24 protein-coding genes are annotated in these 26,731 nt (G+C 28.7%); 19 read left to right on the top strand and 5 right to left on the bottom strand.

Translation table 11 applies throughout. From position 1 onward, the window contains the following. Positions 1-43 precede the first annotated feature (43 nt). On the bottom strand, positions 44-1,264 hold the full coding sequence (locus tag FGK85_RS01300) for a class I SAM-dependent methyltransferase (protein WP_138203044.1): 1,221 nt from the start codon (positions 1,262-1,264) through the stop codon (positions 44-46). Between the two features lie 151 nt (positions 1,265-1,415). Between FGK85_RS01300 and thiF the strand changes: the two genes are divergently transcribed. From thiF to FGK85_RS01275, 6 genes are all read left to right on the top strand, one after another. Further along, entirely contained in the window at positions 1,416-2,219 is an 804-nt protein-coding gene (thiF, locus tag FGK85_RS01295; RefSeq protein ID WP_138203009.1) for a sulfur carrier protein ThiS adenylyltransferase ThiF, read from the top strand. A 201-nt stretch (positions 2,220-2,420) separates the two neighbouring features. Further along, positions 2,421-3,026, top strand: a complete 606-nt coding sequence (locus tag FGK85_RS01290) for a thiamine phosphate synthase (protein WP_138203007.1) — start codon at positions 2,421-2,423, stop codon at positions 3,024-3,026. A gap of 584 nt (positions 3,027-3,610) precedes the next feature. Next, positions 3,611-4,795, top strand: coding sequence for a hypothetical protein (locus tag FGK85_RS15530; RefSeq protein ID WP_243122772.1), 1,185 nt, complete (start codon positions 3,611-3,613; stop codon positions 4,793-4,795). 56 nt (positions 4,796-4,851) lie between these two features. Further along, positions 4,852-5,601 carry a DUF1430 domain-containing protein gene (locus FGK85_RS15525; protein ID WP_243122771.1) on the top strand — a complete coding sequence of 250 codons (750 nt, stop codon included), beginning with the start codon at positions 4,852-4,854 and terminating at the stop codon, positions 5,599-5,601. Beyond that, positions 5,598-6,206: an ABC transporter ATP-binding protein gene (locus tag FGK85_RS01280; RefSeq protein WP_138203005.1), complete on the top strand. Its 609-nt coding sequence runs from the start codon at positions 5,598-5,600 to the stop codon at positions 6,204-6,206. The genes FGK85_RS15525 and FGK85_RS01280 overlap by 4 nt, the downstream gene beginning before the upstream one ends. Further along, complete coding sequence (locus tag FGK85_RS01275; protein WP_138203003.1) at positions 6,203-6,658, top strand: hypothetical protein; 456 nt, start codon at positions 6,203-6,205, stop codon at positions 6,656-6,658. Before FGK85_RS01280 ends, FGK85_RS01275 begins: the two co-directional genes overlap by 4 nt. Before the next feature lie 88 nt (positions 6,659-6,746). Here FGK85_RS01275 and pflA read toward each other — a convergent pair whose 3' ends face one another. Both pflA and pflB read right to left on the bottom strand, forming a co-directional pair. After that, the gene (gene pflA, locus FGK85_RS01270; protein ID WP_138203001.1) at positions 6,747-7,469 is read right to left on the bottom strand and encodes a pyruvate formate-lyase-activating protein; all 723 of its coding nucleotides are present in this window, start codon (positions 7,467-7,469) and stop codon (positions 6,747-6,749) included. A gap of 102 nt (positions 7,470-7,571) precedes the next feature. Beyond that, positions 7,572-9,818 (bottom strand): formate C-acetyltransferase, encoded by a 2,247-nt coding sequence (pflB, locus tag FGK85_RS01265; RefSeq protein ID WP_138202999.1) that lies wholly within the window; start codon positions 9,816-9,818, stop codon positions 7,572-7,574. A 406-nt stretch (positions 9,819-10,224) separates the two neighbouring features. Here pflB and FGK85_RS01260 point away from each other — a divergent pair, with 406 nt between their 5' ends. The 10 genes from FGK85_RS01260 to FGK85_RS01215 all read left to right on the top strand — a co-directional run bounded on the left by FGK85_RS01260 (position 10,225) and on the right by FGK85_RS01215 (position 20,895). Then, entirely contained in the window at positions 10,225-11,022 is a 798-nt protein-coding gene (locus FGK85_RS01260) for a hypothetical protein (RefSeq protein ID WP_138202997.1), read from the top strand. A 189-nt stretch (positions 11,023-11,211) separates the two neighbouring features. Continuing rightward, on the top strand, positions 11,212-12,504 hold the full coding sequence (gene tig, locus FGK85_RS01255; protein WP_138202995.1) for a trigger factor: 1,293 nt from the start codon (positions 11,212-11,214) through the stop codon (positions 12,502-12,504). A 68-nt stretch (positions 12,505-12,572) separates the two neighbouring features. Then, positions 12,573-13,160, top strand: a complete 588-nt coding sequence (clpP, locus tag FGK85_RS01250; RefSeq protein WP_138202993.1) for an ATP-dependent Clp endopeptidase proteolytic subunit ClpP — start codon at positions 12,573-12,575, stop codon at positions 13,158-13,160. 32 nt (positions 13,161-13,192) lie between these two features. Beyond that, on the top strand, positions 13,193-14,491 hold the full coding sequence (gene clpX, locus FGK85_RS01245) for an ATP-dependent Clp protease ATP-binding subunit ClpX (protein ID WP_138202991.1): 1,299 nt from the start codon (positions 13,193-13,195) through the stop codon (positions 14,489-14,491). Between the two features lie 133 nt (positions 14,492-14,624). Continuing rightward, entirely contained in the window at positions 14,625-16,322 is a 1,698-nt protein-coding gene (lonB, locus tag FGK85_RS01240) for an ATP-dependent protease LonB (protein WP_138202989.1), read from the top strand. Between the two features lie 133 nt (positions 16,323-16,455). Next, entirely contained in the window at positions 16,456-18,786 is a 2,331-nt protein-coding gene (lon, locus tag FGK85_RS01235; protein WP_138202987.1) for an endopeptidase La, read from the top strand. Continuing rightward, the gene (yihA, locus tag FGK85_RS01230; RefSeq protein WP_138202985.1) at positions 18,776-19,351 is read left to right on the top strand and encodes a ribosome biogenesis GTP-binding protein YihA/YsxC; all 576 of its coding nucleotides are present in this window, start codon (positions 18,776-18,778) and stop codon (positions 19,349-19,351) included. The genes lon and yihA overlap by 11 nt, the downstream gene beginning before the upstream one ends. 206 nt (positions 19,352-19,557) lie before the next feature. After that, positions 19,558-20,001: a hypothetical protein gene (locus FGK85_RS01225; RefSeq protein WP_138202983.1), complete on the top strand. Its 444-nt coding sequence runs from the start codon at positions 19,558-19,560 to the stop codon at positions 19,999-20,001. A gap of 44 nt (positions 20,002-20,045) precedes the next feature. Further along, a complete protein-coding gene (locus FGK85_RS01220) occupies positions 20,046-20,294 on the top strand; it encodes a hypothetical protein (RefSeq protein WP_138202981.1) in 249 nt (82 codons plus the stop codon). Between the two features lie 55 nt (positions 20,295-20,349). Further along, positions 20,350-20,895 (top strand): hypothetical protein, encoded by a 546-nt coding sequence (locus FGK85_RS01215; protein WP_138202979.1) that lies wholly within the window; start codon positions 20,350-20,352, stop codon positions 20,893-20,895. 173 nt (positions 20,896-21,068) lie between these two features. Here FGK85_RS01215 and FGK85_RS01210 read toward each other — a convergent pair whose 3' ends face one another. After that, positions 21,069-22,037: a VCBS repeat-containing protein gene (locus FGK85_RS01210; protein ID WP_138202977.1), complete on the bottom strand. Its 969-nt coding sequence runs from the start codon at positions 22,035-22,037 to the stop codon at positions 21,069-21,071. 99 nt (positions 22,038-22,136) lie between these two features. Here FGK85_RS01210 and FGK85_RS01205 point away from each other — a divergent pair, with 99 nt between their 5' ends. After that, positions 22,137-23,378, top strand: coding sequence for an extracellular solute-binding protein (locus tag FGK85_RS01205; protein WP_138202975.1), 1,242 nt, complete (start codon positions 22,137-22,139; stop codon positions 23,376-23,378). Between the two features lie 17 nt (positions 23,379-23,395). On the opposite strand, the gene perR is transcribed toward FGK85_RS01205, so the two are convergent. Next, the gene (gene perR, locus FGK85_RS01200) at positions 23,396-23,809 is read right to left on the bottom strand and encodes a transcriptional regulator PerR (protein WP_138202973.1); all 414 of its coding nucleotides are present in this window, start codon (positions 23,807-23,809) and stop codon (positions 23,396-23,398) included. Between the two features lie 298 nt (positions 23,810-24,107). Here perR and FGK85_RS01195 point away from each other — a divergent pair, with 298 nt between their 5' ends. After that, positions 24,108-25,484, top strand: a complete 1,377-nt coding sequence (locus tag FGK85_RS01195) for a PhoH family protein (protein WP_138202971.1) — start codon at positions 24,108-24,110, stop codon at positions 25,482-25,484. Positions 25,485-25,740: 256 nt separating this feature from the next. Beyond that, complete coding sequence (locus FGK85_RS01190) at positions 25,741-26,724, top strand: phosphodiester glycosidase family protein (RefSeq protein WP_396276616.1); 984 nt, start codon at positions 25,741-25,743, stop codon at positions 26,722-26,724. The last annotated feature ends 7 nt before the right edge of the window (positions 26,725-26,731 follow it).

Below are 26,731 nucleotides of genomic sequence, written 5' to 3'. Positions count from 1 at the left end.
TGCAGCTTTTTCCTAGGGCACTTACTTAACAATATATATTTACTTATTCCCATTGGCTAAGAAATTTATAAAGTGCAGGGTATACATTTAAATCAGCCATTAATTTTAAATACTCATCCATGGCTTTAGGATTTTCCTCTTTTGTTTTTATAGCTCTTATCATCAAATTTTTAGGAGTTTCCAGAGGTGATATGTATTCTACTATAGAAACATCATAGCCTTTGGCTTCCAGCATGGTGCCTCTCATGCCGTCGGTTAATATGTCTGCCATTCTAGCTTTTAAAACTCCATATTTAGTTATGTTTTTAAAAGGCTCATAGGAATATTGATTTAAAAGCTCCCTGTGACAGCAAGGTACAGCTATTATTACATCCGAATTTACCCTAATGCCTAAAGCTAATGCCATGTCTGTAGCGGTGTCACAAGCATGAAGAGATAGTACTACATTTATTTTTTTATCTGGTACATAGTCTTTTATATCAATAGCATGGAATTCCATATTTCTATAGCCTAAATTATCAGCCATTTTTTTAGAAGATTCTATTACATTTTTAGAATAATCAAGGCCTATGAAATGGCATTTGAATTTTTTTACTTCAGTTAAATAATAATTTAATACAAAGGATAAATAAGATTTACCGCAGCCACAATCCAGTATAGTAATACCTTTTTTATTATTTTTATCTAGTTTATCAAATATATTATCTAAAAGTTCAACATAGTGATCTATTTGATTGTATTTTCTTATTTTGTCATTTTTAATTTTTCCGTCTTTTGTCATTATATTTATTTCTTTTAATAGGCTGTCTGCTTTTCCAACTTTTATATAATAATCCCTATTTAAAAGTGTTGAGGTGCCTTCGAAACCATGATGCTCTAAGCAGGCTTCTTTTTTAGAAGTCTTAGATTTAGCATCTGCTTCTTTAGAAGATTCCTTAACTTCTATATTTTTCATGGTTACATTTTTATTGTCAGCAGATATAAGTATATTTGTGCCTCTTTCACTATATATAAATTCTAAAGTTTCATAGCTTTCAGCATCTATACATATGTTTTGCAAAATTTCATTTAAACTTTCAAGTTTTGTTATTCCGTTAAAATTATATTGAATTTTATTGTCTTTATAAATTCCTAGGCCCTTAAATTCTTTTAAACCGGTTTTGAATTTTGTATTTATTTCTTTAAATATAGAAGAATTTTCTTCAAATCTACTTTCTAATCCCATGAAGAAAAGTTTTAATTTATTTATACTTGATTTATTCATTATATCATCCCTTTTCATATAATATATGCAAATGCAATTATATCAAAGCTATCTATTATAATTCAACATTTACCATGATTTTATTTATATAAATAAAGAAAAGTGTTATGATATATATGTAAAATTCTAGCTTTTGTAGGTGGGGGTTAAAATGAAAATTTTTTTTAATGGAAAGAAATTTGAAGTTCATGAGAAGATTACAGCTTTTGAAGCAAAAAAGATATTTAATTATAAGGGAGATATATGTATTTTAAATGGTTTCCCCTTAGAGAAGGATCATGAGCTAAAAGAAGGAGATAATCTGTTTTTTATAAATAAAGGTCATATGCCAGATAAAGAAGAAATTGAATATTTATTAACTTCCAGACATACTCCTGGAGTGCATGAAAAAATTAAAAAAGCATCTGTTGGTATAGCTGGGCTTGGTGGATTAGGATCTAACATAGCGGTATCCTTAGCAAGAATGGGTATTGGAAAGCTTACCTTAGTGGATTTTGATGTGGTGGAACCTAGTAATTTAAACAGGCAGCAGTATTTTATAGAACACATTGGGATGAAGAAAACTCAAGCCATAAAAGATATAATAAGCCATATAAATCCCTTTGTAGAAGTTGTAACCAAGGAGTTATATTTAAATAAGGATAATGTAGTTAAATGCTTTGACGATGTAAGCATTGTAGCAGAAGCGTTGGATAATCCCATTAGTAAGGCAGAAATAGTTAATACTATGCTTTTGCACGGTGGAAAAACTGTTGTGGCAGCCTCAGGCATGGCAGGTTATTTTAGTTCCAATTTAATAAAGACAAAAAAAGTTATGAAAAATTTCTACATGGTAGGAGATTTGGAATCTGAAGCAAAGATAGGCTGTGGACTTATGGCGCCAAGAACTGCCATTGCGGCAAATCATCAAGCAAATATGATAATTAGAATTTTATTAGGTGAAAAGGATTGCTAAAGGATGAAACTCCTTGAGTTTTATCCTTTACTCTTACTTCTTACTTTTTGCCTTTTGCTTGGTTTAACTTACAAATTTCAAATTATAGCTAATCTTTAAAGAACTTTATTTTTTATTTTATAACTGCGAAAGTTGAGTTATATAAGGATTAAAATTAGAAAGTAGGCTATTTGTTGTAACTGGGGAAAGGGGTTGTTTCATATGTCTAAATTATATTTAATAACTAATAGAAAACTTGTAAAAAATCATAATTTCTTTCATGTAATAAGTGAGAGCATTAAAGGCGGAGTTGATACTATAATATTAAGGGAAAAAGATTTAAATGAGCAAGAGCTTATAAGTTATGGTAAAAAAATAAAAGAAGTAATAGGTTATAGAAAAGTTAAACTTATGATAAATGGGAACCTCAGTGTAGTAAAAGCAGTAAAGGCAGATGGATACCATATGAAATTTAAAGATTTCTTAGATAAAAAACCTAAAAATATTTCTGTAGGTGTTTCAGTACATAGTGTAGAAGAAGCTATGATTTGTGAGGAAAAGGGTGCAGATTATATTTTAGTTAGCCACATCTATCCAACGGATTGCAAGAAGGGGCTACAACCTAAAGGGGTTAATTTTATTAAAGAAGTTAGAAGTAAAGTATCTATGCCCATAATAGCATTAGGTGGCATAAATCCGGAAAATGCAAGAGAAGCAATAGAAAATGGTGCTGATGGGGTGGCGGTAATGTCTTATATAATGGCATCGGAAGAACCCTTTATAAGTGCGAAAAAATTAAAAGAGAACATAAAAATTGTTACGGGGTAACAATTTTTAGTGGGCTAGTGTGCCAGTGGGCTAGAGTGCTAGGTGTGGTGGATTTTCCTTCACTATGCTATGGAAAACCTTTTATTTGTACGAAGAAAATATGAATAGATGCATAAAGCTTGAATGATTTTATTTAATGAAATCATTCAAGCTTTTAGTTTTTTATACTTTAAAATTTTTTTAATTCCTAATTTTAATGTTCTAATGTTACTTATGAATTAAAATTTGAGCTAATAAACTACTAAAATAGATAGGAGTGTGTGTTTGGTGAGTGAGTTTTTGGAAAAAATATCAATAATAGTTGAATAATTGATATTAAAATGCTAAGATATAAATATAAATAAACTTATTTAAATTTATGGTTAATAGAACTATAAATTTAAAGAAAATATTAAAAGTGAGGTGATGAAATATGAAAAAAGTAATAAGCATTTTAACTATTTTAATAATGTTAGGTTTAGCTACAACTGTTAGGATATAGTAAAAATTTTTTGTTTACTAATTTTTATTTAAATAGAAATGTAATTAAGAAGCTGTTAAGAATGTTAGTGTATCTATAGAATTAACAATATGGAGGAATTTTTTTGAAAAAGATTAAGTATATTATTAGTTTTTGTATTATATTTATAGCTCTTTTAATTATAGGAGAAAGCCATATTTTTTATTTAGACAATTTTTATACTCAATATTGGAGTACTACATTATATTTACAAGATGGTATAAAAAGTGAAGAAATGATTAAGGATATAGTTGATTCGGCAGCTTGTAATGAAGTTGAGGTATTTACTTTTATAAATTCAGGGGTAAATACCTCTTCTGTTCAATATAATATTTATGGAACTCCAGGAGTAGAAAAATCTATAAATAAAAATTCGAATATATTTGAAAAGAAGTATACAAGCTTCTTTTTAGGAAGTATTGATTTTAAGTTTAGCAATATTCAAGATATAGCTGATATTAAAAATCAAAATGAATATTATGTTATAGGTAGTGGTGAAAAAGTTCATAAATTTAAAATGGATTTAATTAATAAGTATGCAGGAAATCATCCTAAAAAGGGTTATCTGGATAAAGAGTCAAAAAAGAATACCATTTTTATATGGATACTTTCCATTAGCATTATTTTATTACTATCTTTTTATGATACTATTTCACAAAAAAAAGAAGATGTCATTAAAATAACTATGGGTGAAAGAATAAGTAAAATCATAATTCAAAATATCCTCTTAGACTCTTTTGTATTTATAGCTTCTTTTTTATTAATAGTATTTATTTTATCTAGATATACTTATGTTTTTTTTAATTTCAAAAATTCAATTATATTATTTGGTGCATTACTTATTATCAATGGATTGTTATATTTAAATTTATATTTTTATGATGTAAAGGGGGCTTTCTCTAATGGAAAAAGCTCTAGAAATTTATTATCAATTAATTATGGTTTAAAATTAATAACAACCATTGTTACAATTTTTATAATATCCAGTAATATAGCGTTTATTTTTGAGTCTTATAGTTTTTGTAAACAAAAAAACTTTTTTACAAACCATAAGGATTACTACCACATAGAATTTTTGTATAAACCAGTTAGAAATAGTGATGGAACTATAGATGATAGATTAGATGAATCTATGGCTGTACAATGGAAATTTTATACGGAATTTTTTAACCAATTTAATTCAATTGCCTTAAAGGATATTTCTGATTTTTTTGAAATGAAATCTATTTATGCAAATAGAAATGCTTTAAATTATTTAAAAAAAAAATAACTGAACTTAATAATTTAAATTTAGATAAAGAATACTATTTTATATTACCTAGTAAAATGAAAGATGATCCTCGTATTATTGATAAAATAAAAGGGAGTATAAATTATTCAGGTGGAGATGCTGATTTTTATTACAAGTATGAAGTTATATATTATGATGATAATATCCATATAGTTGGAATAGATGAGGATAATGTATACGGAAGTGATTTAATTAAAAATCCTGTTATTATTTACAATAATATGGAAGTTCATAGAATCAAAAGTGAAAATGATGATGAATATAGAGAACCACTAAATGAATTAGATGATGTTATATATAAAATATCATCTAATGATGATATATATAAATTTAATAAATTTTTAGAGAAATATAATCTAGTAGGTCAAAATATCTATAAAATAAATGCATTAGAAAAGTATGAAAATATGTGGAAGATAGCTAAAAGAATTTTATATATTAATTTAGTATTTAGCATTTTGGTTTTACTTTTAGAAATTATAGTGATTAACTGGATTATTAAAATGGAGTATAAAATTAATGCTATTGAGCTTTCTATTAAGAAAATTGTTGGATACAGTATTTTAGAAAAAAATAGAAAAATTATTATTATGACGGTTATAACTACTACGATGAGTATATTAACAGCTATTATTTTAAATATAATAATGAAAACTCAGAAAGCTTATTATTTAGCTTTGGGTGGAGTTGTAATATTAATATTTGAAGTTTTGATTATTATATTTAATATACAGAAAGTAGAAAATTGTGAAATTCAAAAGATATTGAAAGGAGGGAATCTATGATTAAAATAAAAAACTTAAATAAAAAATTTGATGATAAAATAGTATTTTCGAATTTTAATTTAGAGATAGAGAATGGAGAATTTATTATATTAGGAGGACCAAGTGGTTGTGGTAAGACCACTTTATTAAACATGATTGGAGCAATTGAAAAATTTGATAGTGGAGAAATAATTGTTGATGGTATTGATATTAAAAATAAAAGAAATCATTTAAATTATTTTAGGAAAAAAATAGGTTTTCTTTTTCAAAATTTTGCATTGGTTGATAATAAGACTGTTAAAGAAAATTTAAAAATTATTCGTAAGGATTGTAAGACAAATTTATCAATGGAAGAGGCATTGAGAATTGTTGGTCTTGAAGATAAATTAAATAAAAAGGTGTATACATTATCAGGTGGAGAGCAGCAAAGGGTAGCTATAGCTAGATTAATGCTTAAAAAATGTGATGTAATACTGGCAGATGAGCCTACGGGTTCCCTTGATAGGAAAAATGCAGAAGCTGTAATTAATATTTTAAAAGAATTAAATACACAAGGAAAAACAATTGTATTGGTTACACATGATGAGTATATAAAAAAACAAGGAAAAAGAGTGGTGAATTTATGAAGAGAATAAATGGGAAAAAAATTATTTTATTTATTATAGCCATATTTGCAGCCTTAAATATTAGTTGGTTTTTAATAACAACTATAAAATATAATAAATTTGTAAAAGCTGTACCTAAAAATGAATATGGTTTTTATGCTATGACAAAAGAGGATGGGTATACGTATAGTGTAAAAAAACCAGATTATCTACATTACACAGGAAATTTAGCAGTTACTAATAATAAAAATAATGATCTTTTAATTATATGGCCACGTATAACTGGCGGATATGAGTATGGACTAATATTACAGGAAAATGAGGGTGGATATAATATTTATGTGGATAAGAATATGAAGCCTATAGACATAAATAAGGATGATCCTCATGCTATTGAAATGATAGAAGAGCATAAAGTTGGTGTAGAGGCGTTAATTTCTAGGGCTAATAAAATGTGGAGATTAAAAGAATAGAATAGTTTATGAATGAAACAAAAAATCACACTTTCATGTATTTCAAGTGTGATTTTTCTTATAGAACTTGCCATGTATTTTATGATCTTTACAGGCTGCATTTGCTTCTTATTAAGTCTTGAAGTTCATTACAAACATCCTTATCCATGTCGTCTACAAGTTCTAAAGGATATTCAATGGATAATTTATGATATTTTTCGGCTCCTAGACTGTGGTAAGGAAGAAGCTCTATTTTTTCTACGTTTTTTACATTTTTATTTATAAATTCAGCTAATTCAAGTATATGCTCTTTGGAATCAGTGATACCAGGAACTACTACGTGTCTAATCCATACCTTTGTATTAGAATTATTTAGAGCCTTTAGAAATTCTAAAAATTTATGATTGTTTTGACCAGTTAAATTAATATAGTTATTTTCTCCTATATGTTTCACATCTAGTAGCACTAAATCTGTATACTTAAGGATTTCTTCATAATTGCCTAATCCGTGGCCGGCAGTATCTATAGCAGTGTGAATTCCTCTTTCTTTGCACAGTTTTAGCATTTCTAATAAAAACTTTGGTTGCAAAAGAGGTTCTCCACCTGAAAATGTAACACCTCCATTGGATTTATCGTAGTAGGATTTAAATCTTATTAGTTTATCTATAAGCTCACTAGAAGAAGTTTCAGTTCCACCAGATATACACCAAGTATCTGGGTTATGACAGAAAGAGCATCTAAGGCAGCAACCTTGTAGAAATACTACTGTTCTAATACCAGGGCCATCAACTAAGCCCATGCTTTCTATAGAGTGAATTTTTCCATTAACCATAATGACCTCCATATTATAAAAAATGTCCCAAGCACCAAAGGGTAATAATATATATGGTGCCGGAGACAATTTATTTTTAATTATTGATATAATTTATTTAAATTACATTCTTTCGTGGAAAGTTCTGCTTATAACTTCCTTTTGTTGCTCTTTAGTTAATCTATTGAAGTGTACAGCATATCCAGAAACTCTTATTGTAAGTGTTGGGTATTTTTCTGGATTTTCCATAGCATCAATTAAAGTTTCTCTTCTAAATACATTTACGTTTAAGTGGAACGCATGTCTTGCAAAATATCCATCAAGTAAAGCGGCTAAATTGCTTATTCTTGAATCTTCATCTTTTCCTAAAGCATCTGGAATTATAGAGAAAGTATTTGATATTCCATCTTGACACCATTCTCTGTATGGTATTTTTGCCACTGAGTTTAATGAAGCAAGAGCACCATTCTCATCTCTTCCGTGCATTGGGTTAGCTCCAGGTGCTAGAGGCTCTCCAGCTTTTCTTCCATCAGGAGTAGAACCTGTCTTTTTACCATAAACTACGTTTGATGTAATTGTTAGAGCTGATAGAGTATGCTCTGCATTTCTATAAGTCTCATGCTTTTTAAGTTCAGAAGAGAACTTCTTGATTAATTCTACAGCTATATCGTCAACTCTATCGTCGTCATTTCCGTATTTAGGGAAGTCACCTTCAATTTGGAAATCAACTGTTATTCCATCTTCATTTCTTATAGGTTTAACTTTAGCATATTTTATAGCACTTAATGAATCCGCTGCTACAGATAATCCAGCTACTCCAAAGGCCATAAATCTGTGAACTTTAGAATCATGTAATGCCATTTGACCAGCTTCATAAGCATATTTATCATGCATGAAGTGAATAGTATTCATAGTATTTACATAAAGTTCAGCAACATATTCTATAACTTTCCAATAATTTTCTTTTACTTTTTTATAGTCTAAAACTTCATCAGTAATTGTTTCTATACCAGGAACAACTTTTATAAGACTTCCATCTTTAGCTTTTTTAATTTCATCGTTACCACCGTTTAGTGCATATAAAAGTGATTTAGCAAGGTTTGCTCTAGCACCAAAGAACTGCATTTGCTTACCTACTTGCATAGCAGATACGCAGCAAGCTATAGCATAATCATCTCCATATATAAGTCTCATAAGGTCATCATTTTCATATTGAATAGAGTCAGTTTTTATAGACATTTCTGCACAATATTTTTTGAAGTTTTCTGGTAATTTTTCTGACCAAAGTATTGTCATATTTGGTTCTGGTGCAGGTCCTAAATTAGTTAATGTGTGTAAAAATCTATATGCAGTTTTTGTAACCATGTGCTGGCCGTTTAAAGATAAACCACCAATAGATTCAGTGATCCAGTTAGGGTCTCCTGCAAATAACTCGTTGTATTCTGGTGTTCTTAAATGTCTTACCAATCTTAATTTAATAACTAATTGGTCTATAAGCTCTTGAGCTTCAGCTTCTGTAATAATTCCATTTTGAAGGTCTCTTTCTATATATATGTCTAGGAAAGCTGTGTTTCTTCCAAGGGACATAGCAGCACCATTATTTTCTTTAACAGCAGCTAAGTAACCAATGTATAGGAATTGAACTGCTTCTTTAGCATTTTTTGCAGGTTTTGATATATCTATACCGTATTTAGAAGCCATGTTTTTAATTTTAGCTAAAGCTCTTATTTGTTCAGATATATCTTCTCTAGATCTTATAAATTCTTCTGTAGCAGGTCCTTTTAAAGCTTTTAAATCATTTTTCTTTTGTTCTGCTAGAAAATCAATACCATATAAAGCTATTCTTCTGTAGTCGCCTATTATTCTTCCTCTACCATATGCATCAGGAAGTCCAGTTAAAAGACCAACAGATCTAGCAGTTCTAGTCTCATCAGTGTATGCATCGAAAACCCCTTGGTTATGAGTTTTTCTATATTCAGTAAATTTTTCTTCTAAACCCTCTTGCATTTTAAATCCATATTGAGTTAGGGATTGTTCTACCATTCTCATACCGCCATAAGGGTTCATTATTCTTTTTAATGGAGCATCTGTTTGAAAACCAACAATAACTTCATTTTCTTTATCTAAATAGCCAGCTTCAAAATTGTCTATACCTGAGAATTTTGAAGTTTCCACATCAATTATTCCTTTTTTTATTTCTTCTAATATAAGATCATATGCTTTTCCCCAAACATTCTTAGTTTTATCTGTTGGAGCAACTAAAAACCCTTTAGTTCCATCATAGCATTTATAATTTTTTTGTATAAAGTCCCTTACGTCTATTTCTTCAGCCCAGTTGCCTAAATTAAATCCTTCCCATTGTTTAAACATAATGTTTCCTCCTTATATAACAGAAATATTTATTTTATAATACAGAAAATATTTTTGCGGTGTGTTAATTTTTAAATTCAAACTGTATTATTAATATTTTTTAATTGAAACCAACTTGATGTCATGATTATATCACAGTTATATATATTAAATCAATATAATTTTGTAATTTTATATATTCTGTTTTATAAAGCTTTGTCTTCTGTTTTAAAGTTTCAAAACAGTTATGTATCATGAAATTGATTATAAAACAGAATGTAAAAACACATATAACAGCATAAAAATCAGAGGTTTAAAGTAGCATAAATAATTAATAATTATTAAATATTTAGCAAAAGAAATACTAATTAGTTATAATTTGAGTTATAATATATAGTGCAAATTATAATAAGGAGGGAAACTTGTTGTGGCGAAACCAAGTATATTTAGTAAGAATTATGAAAAAGCTGTTAAAAAGCGCAGAATGAAATTATTAGTAATAATTGTGGCTGTAGTTTTTGTAATAGGATTAGTAGTGTATATAACTATATTTAAAAATAAAAAATTAAATATAGTTAATAAGATAAATAAGAAAACTGAAACACAAAATACAAACAATAAGACTTCCATAAATAATGAAGAGAAAAGCAAAGATAATAGCAGTAAGGCACAAGTAAAAGAAGAAAAAATAAAATATATAACTGTTAATTTAAATGAAAATTTAAATGTGAAGATTTCCTATGAAGAAAATGGAAATAGAAAAATATACAAAGATGTAATTAATGAAAAAGATAATAGTAAGATATATTGTGATTTAAATCCATCTAAAACATCTTTATTAGTGTATGATGAAAAAACGCAAAAGATATTTTATGTAAATGACGAAGGAAAAGAATTGGACATATCTAAGGAGCAGTATGTATCTAAAAACGGAACTGTTTTTTCAAGAGAAAATAAAATAAAAAATGATGAAAATTATTTATGGTGTTCTTCCCCTAGATTTGTGGATGAGGAGAATATTGTTTTTATAAGTAGACTTCCTTGGCTAAAATCAAATGGCAATAAATTTATATGGTATGGAAAGGTTGGGGAAAATAAATATAGGTATATTAAAAATAAGCAAGGAAGTGATATACAGTTTGAAAATATAAATGAAAAAGGTTTGGCAGTAAAAATAGATGACAAAGTTTATTATATTACAGCGGATGGCAAGATTATTGAGTAATTATATAGGAATTTAAAAAAGTAAATAGAAAATAAATGAATTTTAATTGAAAAAAATATACAGTTTAGTATATAATGAATATTAGTAAGAAATCTACCATAAGTAATTTAAAATTTGATAAAATTATACATTGTGTGTTATAATGTTAAAGTTAAATAAGCATTGACGGTGAGTAGGAGGAATATAATAATGAACACTAAAGTAGAAAAAATAGAAAAAAATGTTGTTAAACTGGAGATAACTGTAGAAGCTACAGAATTTAATAAAGCTCTAGAGAAAGCATATAAGAAGAATGTTAAAAAATTCAACGTACCTGGATTTAGAAAAGGTAAAGTGCCTATGCATATAGTTAAACAATATTATGGAGAAGGAGTTCTTTACGAAGATGCAATAAATTTCTGTTGTGATGATACATATCCAAAGGCTATAGGAGAAAACAACATCAAACCAGTTGACTATCCAAATGTAGATATAGTTGAAATAGGTTCAGGAAAAGATTTTGTATACACTGCTACAGTAACAGTAACTCCAGAAGTTGAACTTGGAGAATATAAAGGTGTAGAAGTTAAAGAAGTTAAATATGAAGTAAAAGATGAAGAAGTTGAAAATGAATTAAAATCAATGCAAGAAAAAAATGCAAGAATCGAAACAAAAGAAGATGGAGAAGTTGAAAAAGGCGATATAGCTGTTATAGACTTTAAAGGTTTCATAGGAGAGGAAGCTTTTGAAGGTGGAGAAGGAAAAGATTATAAACTAGAAATAGGTTCAGGAACATTTATAGATAACTTTGAAGAACAATTAATTGGAGCTAAAAAAGGCGAAGAAAAAGATGTAAATGTTAAATTCCCAGAAGAATACGGTAAAGAAGAATTAAATGGTAAGGATGCTACTTTCAAAGTTACAGTAAATGAAATACAAAAGAAAGAACTACCAGCATTAGATGATGAATTTGCAAAAGAAGTTTCTGAATTTGATACATTAGAAGAATTAAAGGCTGATTTAAGAAAGAAAATGGAAGAAGCTAATGATTTAAGAGCAAAAAGAGAATTTGAAGAAGCGGTTATAAATGCAGTATGTGATAATGCTAAAATAGATATACCATCAGTTATGATAGATAAAGAAACAGATGTTATGTTACAAGATCTTGAGATGAGATTAAGATATCAAGGATTAGATTTAGAAACTTATTATCAATATACTGATAACACAGAGGAAAAAGTTAGAGATTACATGAAAGAAACAGCTGAGAAGAGAGTAAAAACAAATTTAGTAATAGATGAAATAGCAAAGGTTGAAGAAGTAGAAGTAACAGAAGAAGAATTATCAGCAAAAGCTATTGAAATGGCAAAACAATATGGCGGAAAAGATATTGAAAAAACTGCTAAATTAATAATGGACGCACAAAAGAGTTTATTAAAAACTGAGATAGTTACAGAAAAAGTTATAGATATGTTGGTTAAAAATAGCAAAACTGTAGCATAATATAATGTATACCATAATTGCCAGAATTTTTCTGGCAATTAATTTTAGGGTTTTAAGGAGGGAATATTATGAGTTTAGTACCAGTAGTTGTAGAACAAACAGGAAGAGGAGAGAGATCTTATGATATCTACTCCAGATTGTTAAAGGATAGAATAGTATTCTTAGGTGAAGAGGTTAATGACACTACTGCAAGTTTAGTAGTGGCTCAATTATTATTTTTAGAAGCAGAAGATCCAGATAAGGATATATTTTTATACATAAATAGTCCAGGTGGATCAATAACTTCAGGTATGGCTATTTATGATACAATGCAGTATATAAAGCCGGATGTAAGCACTATATGTATAGGCATGGCAGCTTCTATGGGAGCATTTTTATTAACTGCTGGAGCTAAGGGCAAAAGATTTGCTCTTCCAAATAGTGAAATAATGATACATCAGCCACTTGGTGGTTTTCAAGGTCAAGCCACAGATATTGATATACATGCAAAAAGAATTCTTCAAATAAAGGAGAAATTAAACAAAATTTTAAGTGAAAGAACAGGTCAATCTTTAGAACAGATTAAGAAAGATGTGGAGAGAGATTATTTTATGACATCAGAAGAAGCTAAAAATTATGGTTTAATAGATCAAGTTATAGTAAAGAATAGTAAATAGAAATTTAAATATAACCTTAGAGAGGTGTAAATATGGCTAAATTTGATGACAAGAAACAATTAAAGTGCTCCTTCTGTGGAAAGAATCAAGAACAGGTAAGAAGACTAATAGCTGGACCTGGAGTTTATATTTGTGATGAATGTATAGAGCTTTGTTCTGAAATAATTACAGATGAATTTGATGATGAAGTAGAAGTAGATATGACAAATCTACCAAAACCTAAGGAAATAAAAGAACATCTAGATGAATATGTAGTGGGACAGGAAGAAGCTAAAAAAGCTTTGGCAGTAGCTGTATACAATCATTATAAAAGAATAAATTCTAGTGTTAATACTTCTGATGTGGAATTGCAAAAGAGTAATATATTACTTTTAGGACCTACAGGTTCAGGAAAAACTTTGTTAGCTCAAACTCTTGCAAAGTTATTAAATGTACCTTTTGCTATAGCTGATGCAACTACACTTACAGAAGCTGGATATGTGGGAGAGGATGTAGAAAACATTCTTCTTAAACTAATCCAAAATGCAGATTATGACATTGAAAGAGCAGAAAAAGGAATAATATATATAGATGAAATCGACAAAATAGCTAGGAAATCAGAAAATCCATCTATAACTAGAGATGTATCTGGGGAAGGAGTTCAACAGGCCTTACTTAAAATATTAGAAGGAACTGTGGCTTCAGTTCCACCACAAGGTGGTAGAAAACATCCTCATCAGGAATTTATTCAAATAGATACAGCCAATATATTATTTATATGTGGTGGAGCTTTTGATGGAATAGATAAAATTATTGAAAGAAGAACCAGAAAGAGTTCTTTAGGCTTTGGAGCTGAAATTCAATCTAAAAAGGAAAAGGATGTAGGAGAATTACTTAAGCAGATAATGCCAGGAGATTTATTGAAATTTGGATTAATTCCTGAGTTTGTAGGTAGATTACCTATAGTAGTAACATTAGAATCCTTAGGCAAAGAGGCTTTAATCAGAATATTAAATGAACCTAAAAATTCTCTAGTAAAACAGTATACAAAACTATTTGAGCTTGATAATGTAGAACTAGAATTTTTAGATGAAGCTTTAGAGGAAATAGCACAGGAAGCTGTAGAAAGAAAAACTGGAGCTAGAGGACTTAGGTCTATAATAGAAGATGTAATGAGGAATATAATGTTTGATGTTCCTTCAGATGAATCAATAGAAAAGGTTATAATTACAAAGGAAACTATGAAAAATAAAATACCTGATATTATAAATTCTAAGGATGGTAAAAGAAAAGTAATAAAAACTCCTAAAAGAAGCTTAGAAAAGCAAAAAAATAATAATGAAACAGCATAAAATTGGCATATATATGCCAATTTTTTTTATATAGCAATATTTATAGGAATATATTTCTAACGGTAAGTTAATAATATAAATAAAAGTTATATTAAGGTAACCATATAAGAATTAAGGTAAAGGAGAATAAAGTATGAAAACTAATATATTAATACTGTTAGAAATTTCTATTACTACTATAATTGGGTTATATATATTAAATAGTTTTAAAAATAACCAATATAATAAGGGCTTTGTTCAAAAGAATTATACTAAAGAATTAGAGAATTTAAATAAACTAAAAAGTATTAGTTTAACAATACCCTTAACAGAAAAAAGCCGTCCTAATGATTTTTCGGAAATTATAGGGCAAGAGCAACCTATAAAAGCTTTAAAAGCTGCTATATGTGGCTCGAACCCACAAAATGTAATTATATATGGACCCCCTGGAGTTGGAAAAACTGCAGCAGCTAGATTGGTGCTAGAGTATGCTAAGACTAAAATATATTCTCCTTTTAAGAAAGATGCAAAATTTATAGAAATTGATGCTACAACTGTGAGATTTGATGAGAGGGGTATTGCAGATCCGCTTATAGGTTCTGTACACGATCCAATATATCAAGGGGCAGGTGCTTTAGGTGTTTCAGGTATTCCACAACCTAAGCCAGGAGCGGTTACCAAGGCACATGGAGGAATATTATTTATAGACGAGATAGGGGAACTACATCCTACGGAAATGAATAAACTATTAAAAGTTTTAGAAGATAGAAGAGTATTTTTGGATAGTGCTTACTATAATTCAGAAGACACTAATTTACCAGAGTATATAAAAGAAATATTTGAAAATGGGCTTCCAGCAGACTTTAGACTAATAGGAGCTACTACTAAAAGCCCAGAAGAGATATGTCCAGCCTTAAGATCTAGATGTGTTGAAATATTTTTTAAAGGACTATGTCCAGAAGAAATAGAGATAGTAGCTAGCAATTGTGCTAATAAAATACCTATTAAAATTGAAGAAAAAGCTTTGAAGTTAATAAGTAAATATGCTGAAAATGGAAGAGAAGCGGTTAATTTAGTGCAATTAAGTGCTGGAATAGCTATAAATGAAGAGAGAGATGGAATAAAAGTAAACCATGTAGAGTGGATTATAGAAAATGGTCAATATACTCAAAGACCGGAGAAAAAAGTTTTAGAAAAGCCAGAAATAGGATGTGTTAACGGATTAGCTGTTTATGGAGCAAATATGGGAATTGTTATGGAAATAGAAGCTACAGCTATAAAGAATAATACAGGAGAAGGAGAAGTAAAGGTTACTGGTATAATTGAAAAAGAAGAAATAACCACTAGCAATAAAAAACTTATAAAAAGTAGCACAGCTAAGTGTTCGGTAGAAAATGTAATCACAGTCTTATCTAACATATTTCATATTAATATAAAAAACTATAATATTCATGTAAATTTCCCTAGTGGAATACCAGTAGATGGACCTTCAGCAGGGGTAAGTATAGCTACTGCCATATATAGTGCTATAAAGGGTATACCAGTAAACAATAAGGTTGCTATGACAGGAGAAGTGTCTTTAAATGGAAAGGTAAAGCCTATTGGAGGCATTACAGCAAAAATAGCAGCAGCAAAGAAGGCTGGTGCAGATATAGTAATAATACCTAAAGAAAATTGGCAGGAGAACTTCAAATTTATAAGAGGAATAGAAATAATTCCAGTAGATAATTTACAGAAAATAATAAAAATAGCTCTGTTGAGTGATAAGGAGTGTAGAAATTATGAGCAAGATAATAAGGTTATACTATCTGCTATAGCATTAAAGGATTCAAATATCCCTCAAGAAGTTTAGTATGAGGGATATTTGTAGTTTTTATGGAAAATATAAAATATAAAAATTGAAAAATTATATTTTTATGGTTATAATATATTAGTCTAGGTATGTATTTACTGTTAAAAATGAAGATAGAAAGAGGGGAGAAAGAATGACAGATAATATAAAAACTCTTCCTTTAATCCCTTTAAGGGGAATTGTTATTTTTCCCGAAATGATAATCCATTTTGATGTAGGAAGAAGCAAGTCCATTTTAGCATTAGAAGAGGCTATGCTAAAGGAACAGAAGGTATTCTTGGTAGCACAAAAAGAGGCGAAAATAGAGGAGCCAGATAGAGAGGATATAAATTTAGTAGGTACTGTTTGTAATATAAAGCAAATTTTAAGATTGCCAGGAGATACTGTGAGAGTTCTTGTTGAAGGGGAAAACAGGGCTAAAATAATAAAATATAATAAGGAAGAACCTTATTTTGAAGTAGATATAGAAGTATTAGAAGAAGAGAATATGGAAGATAAAAAAATACAAGCTTTAACTAGAAAAGTTAAAAAGGTATTTAGTGAATATGTTAGACTTTCAGAGATTATTCCAATGGAAGCTATAATAAACTTAGAGGATATGGAGAATTCTGGTGAGTTAGCAGATATAATACTTTCATATGTACCGCTTAAACAAAATAAAAAGCAGGAATTACTTGAAACCTATGAGTTAACTAAAAGGCTAGAAAAATTATTGTATGTGCTAAACAATGAATTAGAGATAGCTAAAATAGAAAATAAAATAGGCACTAAGGTTAAAAATAATATAGACAAAGTTCAAAAGGAATACTATTTAAAGGAACAATTAAAGGCAATTCAAGAGGAATTAGGAGAAGAAGATGATATAAATAAAGACATAGAAGCTTATAAAAGAAAGATTACCAAAATGAAGTTACCTAAGGAAGCAAAAGAAAAGGTAATGTATGAGCTGAAAAAATTAGAAAGAAACGGAAACTATTCTCCTGAGAGCAATGTAGTAAGAACATATTTAGATTGGGTATTGGATTTGCCTTGGAATAAAAAAACTAATGATACTATAGATATTAAAAAGGCAAGAGAAATTTTAGATAAAGAGCATTATGGTTTAAATGAAGTTAAAGATAGAATAATAGAATATTTGGCAGTTAAAAAAGTTAGTAACTCTATAAAAGGACCTATATTGTGTTTAGTTGGACCACCAGGTGTTGGAAAAACATCTATAGCTAAGTCTGTAGCACATGCAGTGAATAGAAATTTTGTAAGAATGTCATTAGGTGGAGTACGTGATGAGGCTGAAATAAGAGGGCATAGAAGGACTTATGTAGGTGCCATACCAGGGAGAATAATATATGGCATGAAGAAAGCTAAATCAAAGAATCCATTATTTTTATTAGATGAGATAGACAAAATGAGTAATGATTTTAGAGGTGACCCTGCAGATGCTCTTTTGGAAGTTTTAGATGATGAACAAAATAGTACTTTTAGAGATCACTATTTGGAATTGGATTTTGACTTATCCAATGTATTATTTATAACTACCGCTAATAGACTAGACACTATACCAAGACCACTACTAGATAGAATGGAGATAATTGAGGTTTCAGGATATACTTCTGAAGAAAAATATCATATAGCTACCAATCACCTTATAAAGAAAGCATTAGAGGAACATAATATAAAGGATAAAACCATAACTTTTTCTGATTCAGCTATATATACAATTATAGAAAATTACACTAGGGAATCTGGAGTAAGGGAATTGGAAAGAAAAATTTCGGCTATGGTTAGAAAAGCTATAACTGAAATGTTAGAAAAGAATAAAGAAAAAATAAATATAACATCTACAATCGTAAGCAAATATCTAGGACCCCAAATATATACATATGATACCGCTGAAAAAGAAGATAAAATAGGTGTTGTTAAAGGATTGGCATGGACTGGTTATGGTGGAGACACACTGCCTGTAGAAGTAAGTGTTATGGAGGGAAACGGAAAACTCCAATTAACAGGACAACTGGGAGATGTTATGGTAGAATCAGCTAAAACAGCATATAGTTATGTAAGAGCTAATGCAGCTTTATATCATATAGATGGAAGCTTTTATAAAGATAAGGATTTACATATACATGTTCCAGAAGGAGCAGTGCCTAAGGATGGACCATCTGCAGGTGTAACTATGGCTACAGCTATTGTATCAGCACTAAGTGGGAAAAAGGTAAAACACAATGTGGCTATGACTGGTGAAATAACTTTGACAGGAAGAGTTTTACCTATTGGAGGCTTAAAAGAAAAAAGCTTAGCAGCTTATAGAGCAGGAATTAATACGGTAATAATACCTAAAGAAAATGAAAAAGATATAAATAAAATTCCTAAGAGCGTGCAAAAAAAATTGAAATTTATTGCAGTGGACAAAATACAGCAGGTTCTGGAAAATGCTTTAGTTGGAGAGATGAATAATGGAAATTAAAAAAGCAGAATTTATAATATCAGCAGTAAAAAAAGAACAATATCCACAGAATAAATTGGCTGAAGTGGCTTTTGTAGGAAGATCTAATGCTGGAAAATCATCACTTATAAATACCTTAACAAATAGAAGAAAATTAGCTAAAACTAGTGGTACACCAGGGAAAACAAGGTTAGTAAATTTCTTTTTAATTAATGATGATATGTACTTTGTGGATTTGCCTGGTTATGGATATGCCAAGGTTTCTAAAAAGGAAAAGGAAAGCTGGGTAAAGGTAATAGAGACATATTTAGTAGATAGAGAACCTTTAGAAAAAGTTGTTTTATTAGTAGATTGCAGACATAAACCTACGGAAGATGATGTTATGATGTATAATTGGATTAAACATTATAATTATAAACCGATAGTAGTGGCAACCAAAGCTGATAAAATTAGTAACAACGAATTATTTAAAAATTTAAAGGTTATAAGAGAAACACTAGGAATGTCTAAGGAAGAACAAATAATTAAATTTTCATCATTGAAAAAAGTTGGTGTCCAGGAACTTATAAATGCTATATATGAATAATTAAATAAATTAATTTTAAAACATACAGTAAATGAATTATATTTGCTGTATGTTTTTTTATTTAAAATTGGAATTTTTTAAAGTCATAAATTTATATTTATTATTTTAAGTAAGATATTTAGTGTCATATTAAAATGAATTGAATAGTATATAGTATGAAACAAAAGATGTAAAGTAATAAATTTATAGTGAAAGGAGGAGTATGCTTGGACTTTAATAAGGTATTTGAGCAAATGTTTAGCGGAAGTGGGGATAACAAAGGTTTCAATCCAATGAATTATGCGGATTTGCTAGGTGGCTTAGGTAGCGGTGGTGGCAATAGTAGGTGGTTATTAATATTGCTATTATTGTTATTATGCTGCTGTGGTAATTCGGGATTTGGTAACCTTGGAGGCTATGGACAATGCAACAATAGATGCTTTGATTTATGCTGTAGACGTAAAAAACACTGTCGTAAAAAATATAAGAAATACGAATGTTATTTAGATCCTTGTAGTTGTAGTTATGGTAGTTATGGTAGTTATGGCTGTGGATATAGTTGGATATGTGTAATAATCTTTATAGTAATAATATGTTGTCTTGGAGGTAGAACAGGAAAAGGCAATAGATCATGCGCTAATAATGTGATCAATGTAGATACAGCAGAATAAAAATAATTAACAAAATACCATTGCCCAGGAAAGGGGGGTTGATTATGTCAAGAAAAAACTGTTGCTGTAATTCACCAGCATATGGCTGTGGTTGTGGAACACAAACATGTTTTGGGAATATATGTAATCCTTTCTGTTTAGTAGTGCTATTAATAGCCCTTAAAAAAGGAGAGGTAATACAATCCCAATCCACAATTGAAGCTCTATTCTTCTTATTCTTACTTTTATGCTGCTGCTGCAATAGAGGTAACTTTGCAGGTTTTAATGCCCAAAGATGTAATTGCTGCTGCTAGTAAAAGTAATGGGAGGGAGTACGTCCCTCCCTAGTGTAAAAAAAGGGGTGGTATAGTGTCTAAGAAGAAACATAAAAAAAGACAGCAAGAAATAAGGGAAGATAACAATTTTAATAATAATCCATATGACAATCCTAATCCATATAATAACTTTGATAATTCTCCATTAGGACAGATATCAAAAATGATAGGTAATATAGATATGAATACATTAGCGCAGTTATTAGCTAATTTTAACATACAAGGTAATGAGTATGACCAGGACGAAATAGAGAGTACTGGGGATAAAAAAGAAAAAATTCAATATAAAGAAAAACAGGTTAAAGATAAAATTTCAGGGGAAAAAATAAATAGAGATTATAATACAGTAGATAGAACTGAAGATAGAACAAAAGAAGGAAATGAAAATATCCATAATGAAATAATAGATAATATAGAAAACATGGATGATGTTAAAATCACAGATATAGAAGACTATAATGAATACGATATAGATAAGAGGGAAAAAGTGGTAAGATTACTAATTTGTTTGAGAAATTTATGCGATGAAAAGATAAAAGAAGAAATAAATAGACTCATAGAAATATATTCTAGTAATTAATTTTTATAAATAACATAAATTAAATAAATTTTACTTATAACATGTATAAATTTTATTATATATGGAAATATTATTAATGTAAACAAATTAATATTTGATTTACATTAATAAATTTTAAGTTGTTTTATGCCCCAAACCCCCCATCCCCCTTGGACCGCATTTAGCGGTCCATTTTATTTCAAGGGAGAAAAGGATACTTTAGCAATTTTATATGAAATTTGTTCTGTTTTATTTTCACAAGGCTTTAAGGTTAAAGCTAAAGTATAATTTTTCATATCTTTAGAATCCTTCGAAGCTCCTTTAAAATTTAAAGTCCAATATATTTCTGATGGTTGCCCATCTTTTATATATTTAGAATCTTTAAAAAAACCATCTTGGAAGGAAAGTTTAGAAGTTTTTGAATTAATTTCACGTATAAATTCATCAACCTTTTGTAGTGAGGAGTCATTAAGGGTAATATCCTTTAATGAATCGGCAAAGGAATCCTTAGCTTCAGACATAGAGCACATTAAATTTATAAACTGCCCTATAGTATCTTTTCCAAAAAAGTTTTCTTCATATTTATAATTAAAATTCCTAAGTTCCCTTCCAACTATCATATAACTATCAAAGGTTATTTTGCCATCTTTATAATTTCCAGACATAAATTTTGGTGTCCTATTAGTTGAGTAATCTACAAAACCCAAGATATTATTATAACTACAAAATATATCTTCAAAGGTTTCTTTGTTCCAAAGGAAAACATGCTGTATAGCCTTATCATTTTTGCATGACTGAATAAATATTTCTGGTGTATTATCTCTATTAATATCTTTTAAGGTAAGGCGCATTGGCCAGTGTTCATAATAATCTCCTAGAGTATCCAATTTCTTTTCAGGTTCTAAAAAGATACTTTTTTTATCTTTTGTATTTACTTGAACATAATACTTATCTTTTTTTGTTTTAACATATAGTAAATCCTCTTCGCCATCTCCAGTTAAATCTGTTTTAAATATTTTATCTTTGGACATAATATTGAAAGTAGACAGGGAATTTTTTTTCTTCCCTAAGGTTATAAAAAAAATACAAATTAAAAGGACTATTAATACACTAACTATCATGTATATATGTTTTTTCTTTAAAAATATTACTTTTAACTTCATGTAATTCACCCCCATTAAAGTATATGCATGAATAGTATAATTAATTAATTACATAAACTAATTTTAAATAAAATCCTTTAAAAAGGAGTGATATGTCTTATGAAAAACATAAAAAAAGTATTGGGTATATTTTTAATAAGTTTAATATGCTTAAATTTTATTGGATGTACAAATAAAAAAGATAAAAAAGAAGAAGCAAGTGGATTAAAAGAAGTGAATATATGTACAAATTTAGATAGTAAGGACGACTTATACTTAATAAATTATATTAAAAATCAATATGAAAGCATGAATGATAAAAATAGAGTTAATATTATTAATTTTAGTGATTTGAAAGAAGCTACATATATGTTAAATGAGAAAAAGGCTAATTTATTATTTACAGATAGAAATAGTATGATACAACTAGAGAGCAAGGGATTAATTGGAGAGATGACTCCGATTGTAAAAGAAGAAAAATTAAATGAAAGATATTATGACATAGTAATTAATTATGGTAAACACCGTAATGGGATATATGGAGTGGGTATACTACCATTTTCAATGGAAATACTATATAATAAAAATGTTGCGGATAAGATCAATATTGCTTATCCTAAAGATATTCATGAGTTATTTAATGTATTTAAGAAGTTAAATGAAAAAGATATAGAAATACCAGTGACTATGCCTGAAAATATTGAAATAAATGAATTATTATTTTCTATTATATTTAACAATATTACTTTTGAAAATAATATAGATGAGTTTTATGGAAGCTCTGATAAATACTACAAAGATTCAAAGGATATACAAAAGGTTTTTGAATACATAAATTATTTATATAAAAACAATATAATTACTAACAAGACTTTTAAAAAAATGGGATTTGATAATTTGAAAGAACTGCAAGAAAAAGAATATCCATTGTTCATAGCAGCTTATAATGGTAGAGGGCTTAATAAATTTGAAGAGTTGTATAAGTACCAATTATTAGATTTAAATAAAAATAGTTTTAAAAACATTATAATAGTAGAACCTGTGGTTTGCGTAAACACTGATAGTATGGATAAGGAAGAAGTAAAAAAGTTTATAAAATTTATATACAGTGAAGATTTTCAACAAAATTTATCACAACAAGGATTTAAAACAGCAAGTAAGGCGGTAAACAACAAAACTACGGAGAAAAACGAAAAAGTATTTATAGATCATATTAATTATGGTAATAAAAGGAATATGATGATAAATCATAGCATTCCAGAAGAAATCAATAGGAGCATAGAAAAAATAGTAACTAAGATTCTTAAGGGACAATACACCGGCGAAGAGTGGAAAGAAGTAATAAAGAGTACATATAAATAAAAGCATAAGTAGGGAAGCTACTCATGCTTACAGCTAGGACATAATCCATAAAAGTAAATTTTATTAGAAAGTACCGAATAATCTGTATACTCTTTAACTTCTTCATTTAATTTAGAAAAAGATAAATTTTCAATGTCATCAACTCTGCCGCAGTTTAAGCATTGTATGTGTGGGTGAGGATGTATATTTCCATCGTATCTAAAACTTCCTTCGCCTACATTTATTTCTTGTACTAGATTTACTTCAACTAAAGTTTTTAAGGCTTTATAAACCGTTGCAAGACTCATGGTAGGATAGTCTTCTTGTAAAGCCTTATAAACAGTTTCAGCAGAAGGGTGTTCTTTAGTACTTTTTAGATATTTATAAACTGCTATTCTTTGGGGGGTCAATTTAAGCCCTTTTTCCTTAAATACAGATGTAATATTATTCATAATCACCATTCCTTATTTTTTAATTAGTTATATTATATAATAAAAATTATTATCTGTAAAGAACGTAAAATAATTTAAAATGTATATAGAATCTTTTTTTAGTATACAGTTAAATATAATCTATGGCTATTGAATTGCAAAAATATTCAAAATATATACGAAATCTTTTTATAAAGCTTTCTAATATTGTTATACTATGTGTTACAAATAAATATTAATATAGTAAGTATAATTTTATAGTTTAACAATTGTTGAAAGGAGGATTTGTTGACTTATATAATATGTCAACAATTATATATTGAATAACACATATATTATAGATACAAATGTCTTTTTATATTCCCCAGAAAGTATATTAAATTTTCAAGATGGAGATTTGATAATACCCGAAGTGGTTCTTGAGGAGTTAGATAATTTTAAGGGAAACAGTGGAGAACTAGGATATAAAGCTAGGCGTGCAATTAGAATAATAGATGAAATTAGAATAAAAGGAAATTTGGTTAAAGGAATTAAATTATCTAGTGGAACCAAATTAAGGGTAGAAACAGGTTATTGTGAAGTAGAAATTCCAAAAGCTTGGGAGAAGCATAAACCTGATAATAGAATAATTCAAATTTGTAAGGGATTAATGGAAAAAGGGGAAGATGTACATTTAGTTACTATGGATGCCATGGAAAAGATAAAGGCAGATTCATTAGGAATTTCAGTTTATGATTTTTCAGAGAATTTTTCTAGTGATTATAGTACAAACTATACGGGGAGAACAGAATTATATGCTTCTGAAGAAGATATAGATAATTTTTATATAAAAAAGTATATAGATTTGAAAGAATTGTCTTATTACTGCCAAGAAAAGCAAAGTTATATTAAACCAGAGTTAATAGTAAATGAATTTGTATTAATTAGGGCTACAAATAACCCTAGAAAAACTGCATTAGGAAGATATAATGGAAAAGAAGTTGTGCCATTGATATATGGCGATATACGACCTTTGAATATAATGCCTAGAAATATAGGACAAAAATTTATGCAGGAAGCCCTTTTTATGGAGTGTGATAAGGCTCCTTTAGTTATAATAAAAGGACCTGCAGGCACTGCTAAAACATTATTTTCACTGGCAATAGGGTTGTATAAAGTACTAGAAACGGATCCTAAGGAATACAGAAGGATTTTAGTTTGCAGAGCTAATGTGACGATGGATGAGGAGATAGGATTTTTACCAGGTTCTGAACAGGATAAAATATTGCCTTTTATGAGACCAGTGTATGATAACTTAGAGGTTTTAATGAATTCATATTACAAGTGTAAATACAAAGATGAAGAAGAACTTAATTGCAAAATTAGAGAATTCTTTGATAGAAGGATTGTAACTACGGAGGCAGTGGCTTATTTAAGAGGAAGATCCATATACAAGAACTGGGTAATTATAGATGAGGCGCAAAATCTTTCCCCAAAACAAATTAAAGCTATAGTTACTCGAATAGGAAATGGAACTAAATTAATACTTATAGGTGATCCAGAACAAATAGATCAACCATCTTTAGATTTTAAATACAATGGATTGTGCTATGCTTCAGAAAAAATGAAGGGTAGCCCACTTTGTTATCAGTTGACTTTAAATTATGAAGAATGTGAAAGATCCCCTTTAGCTTACGAAGGATCCAAAAGATTATAAAATATATTATTTATTGCAATGATAATGAAATGTACGAATTATCAATGAGCAATTAATGATATAAATTCAAGGGAGTTTTTAAATATGTTTTCATTAAAATAAGATTTAAAAACTCCTTTTGAATTTTACCATTAATGAATCATTGCTCATTAATACATTAATCATTGAGTATTGATCATTGTTAATATATTGTAATGAATACATACTTGTGATATATTTTACTTTATACTTGTGTAGTTTGAGAAAGGTGATAAAGTTGAAAAAAGATAAAAAAATATCTAAAATTTTGGTTTTCCTAGGGTTTCAAGTGGTGTTTATGCTTATAACAGTACCTTTCTTTGTATTTTATGGTCCCTTTGAAAATGTTAAAAAGGCCATGGTAGGGGCATCAATGACCACTTTAAGTCATCAATACATAGCAAAAGCTTTTCTGCCGGAGAATTATATAAAAGATATTTTAAGTGAAAATAAATTTAATATAAAAAAACAAGAGAATTTAGAACAAATAAAAATTAATATAAAAAACAGAAATAAAAAAAACTATATAGATAAATATATTGTTAAAAGTAAAAGATTTAAAGGATATGCGTTAATAATAGATGACCCAAATAAAGTGAAAGTGGGATATAGTAGTAAACTAGGGATAGAAGGAGAAACCACAAGCCATATAGCAAAGGAGAATAATGCTATAGCTGCTATTAATGGAGGAGCCTTTGGATACAATAAAAAAGATGAATCATGGATTAGCACAGGTGCGAATCCAATGGGAATTTTAATAAGCCATGGTAAAAATATATGTGAAGATGTTAATGAAAATTTAAAAATGCATATTATGGCTTTTACAGAAGAGGGAGTATTGTTAGTAGGAGAATATACTTTAAAAGAATTAAAAGAGTTAAAAATAAGGGATGCCATATCTTTTGGTCCACCATTAATTATTGATGGTAAGGGTACCATAATTAAAGGAGATGGAGGTTGGGGCATAGCACCTAGAACTGTTATAGGACAGAAAAAAGACGGAAGTATAATTTTATTAGTTATAGATGGAAGACAACCTAGTAGTTATGGGGCTAGTTTAAAGGATTTACAACAAATAATGCTCCAATTAGGTGCTTATAATGCTACTAATTTAGATGGAGGCTCATCCTCTACTATGTATTATCAAGGAGAAATATTAAATAATCCTTCTGATCCTTTAGGTGAAAGAACAGTACCTTCTATTGTATATGTAGAACAATAAAATAGCA

The organism is Haloimpatiens lingqiaonensis, from assembly GCF_901447495.1.
Classification (GTDB): Bacteria; Bacillota; Clostridia; order Clostridiales; family Clostridiaceae; genus Haloimpatiens; species Haloimpatiens lingqiaonensis.
The sequence above is the reverse complement of the archived record's forward strand: the minus strand, read 5'-3'. Positions and strand labels throughout refer to the sequence as shown.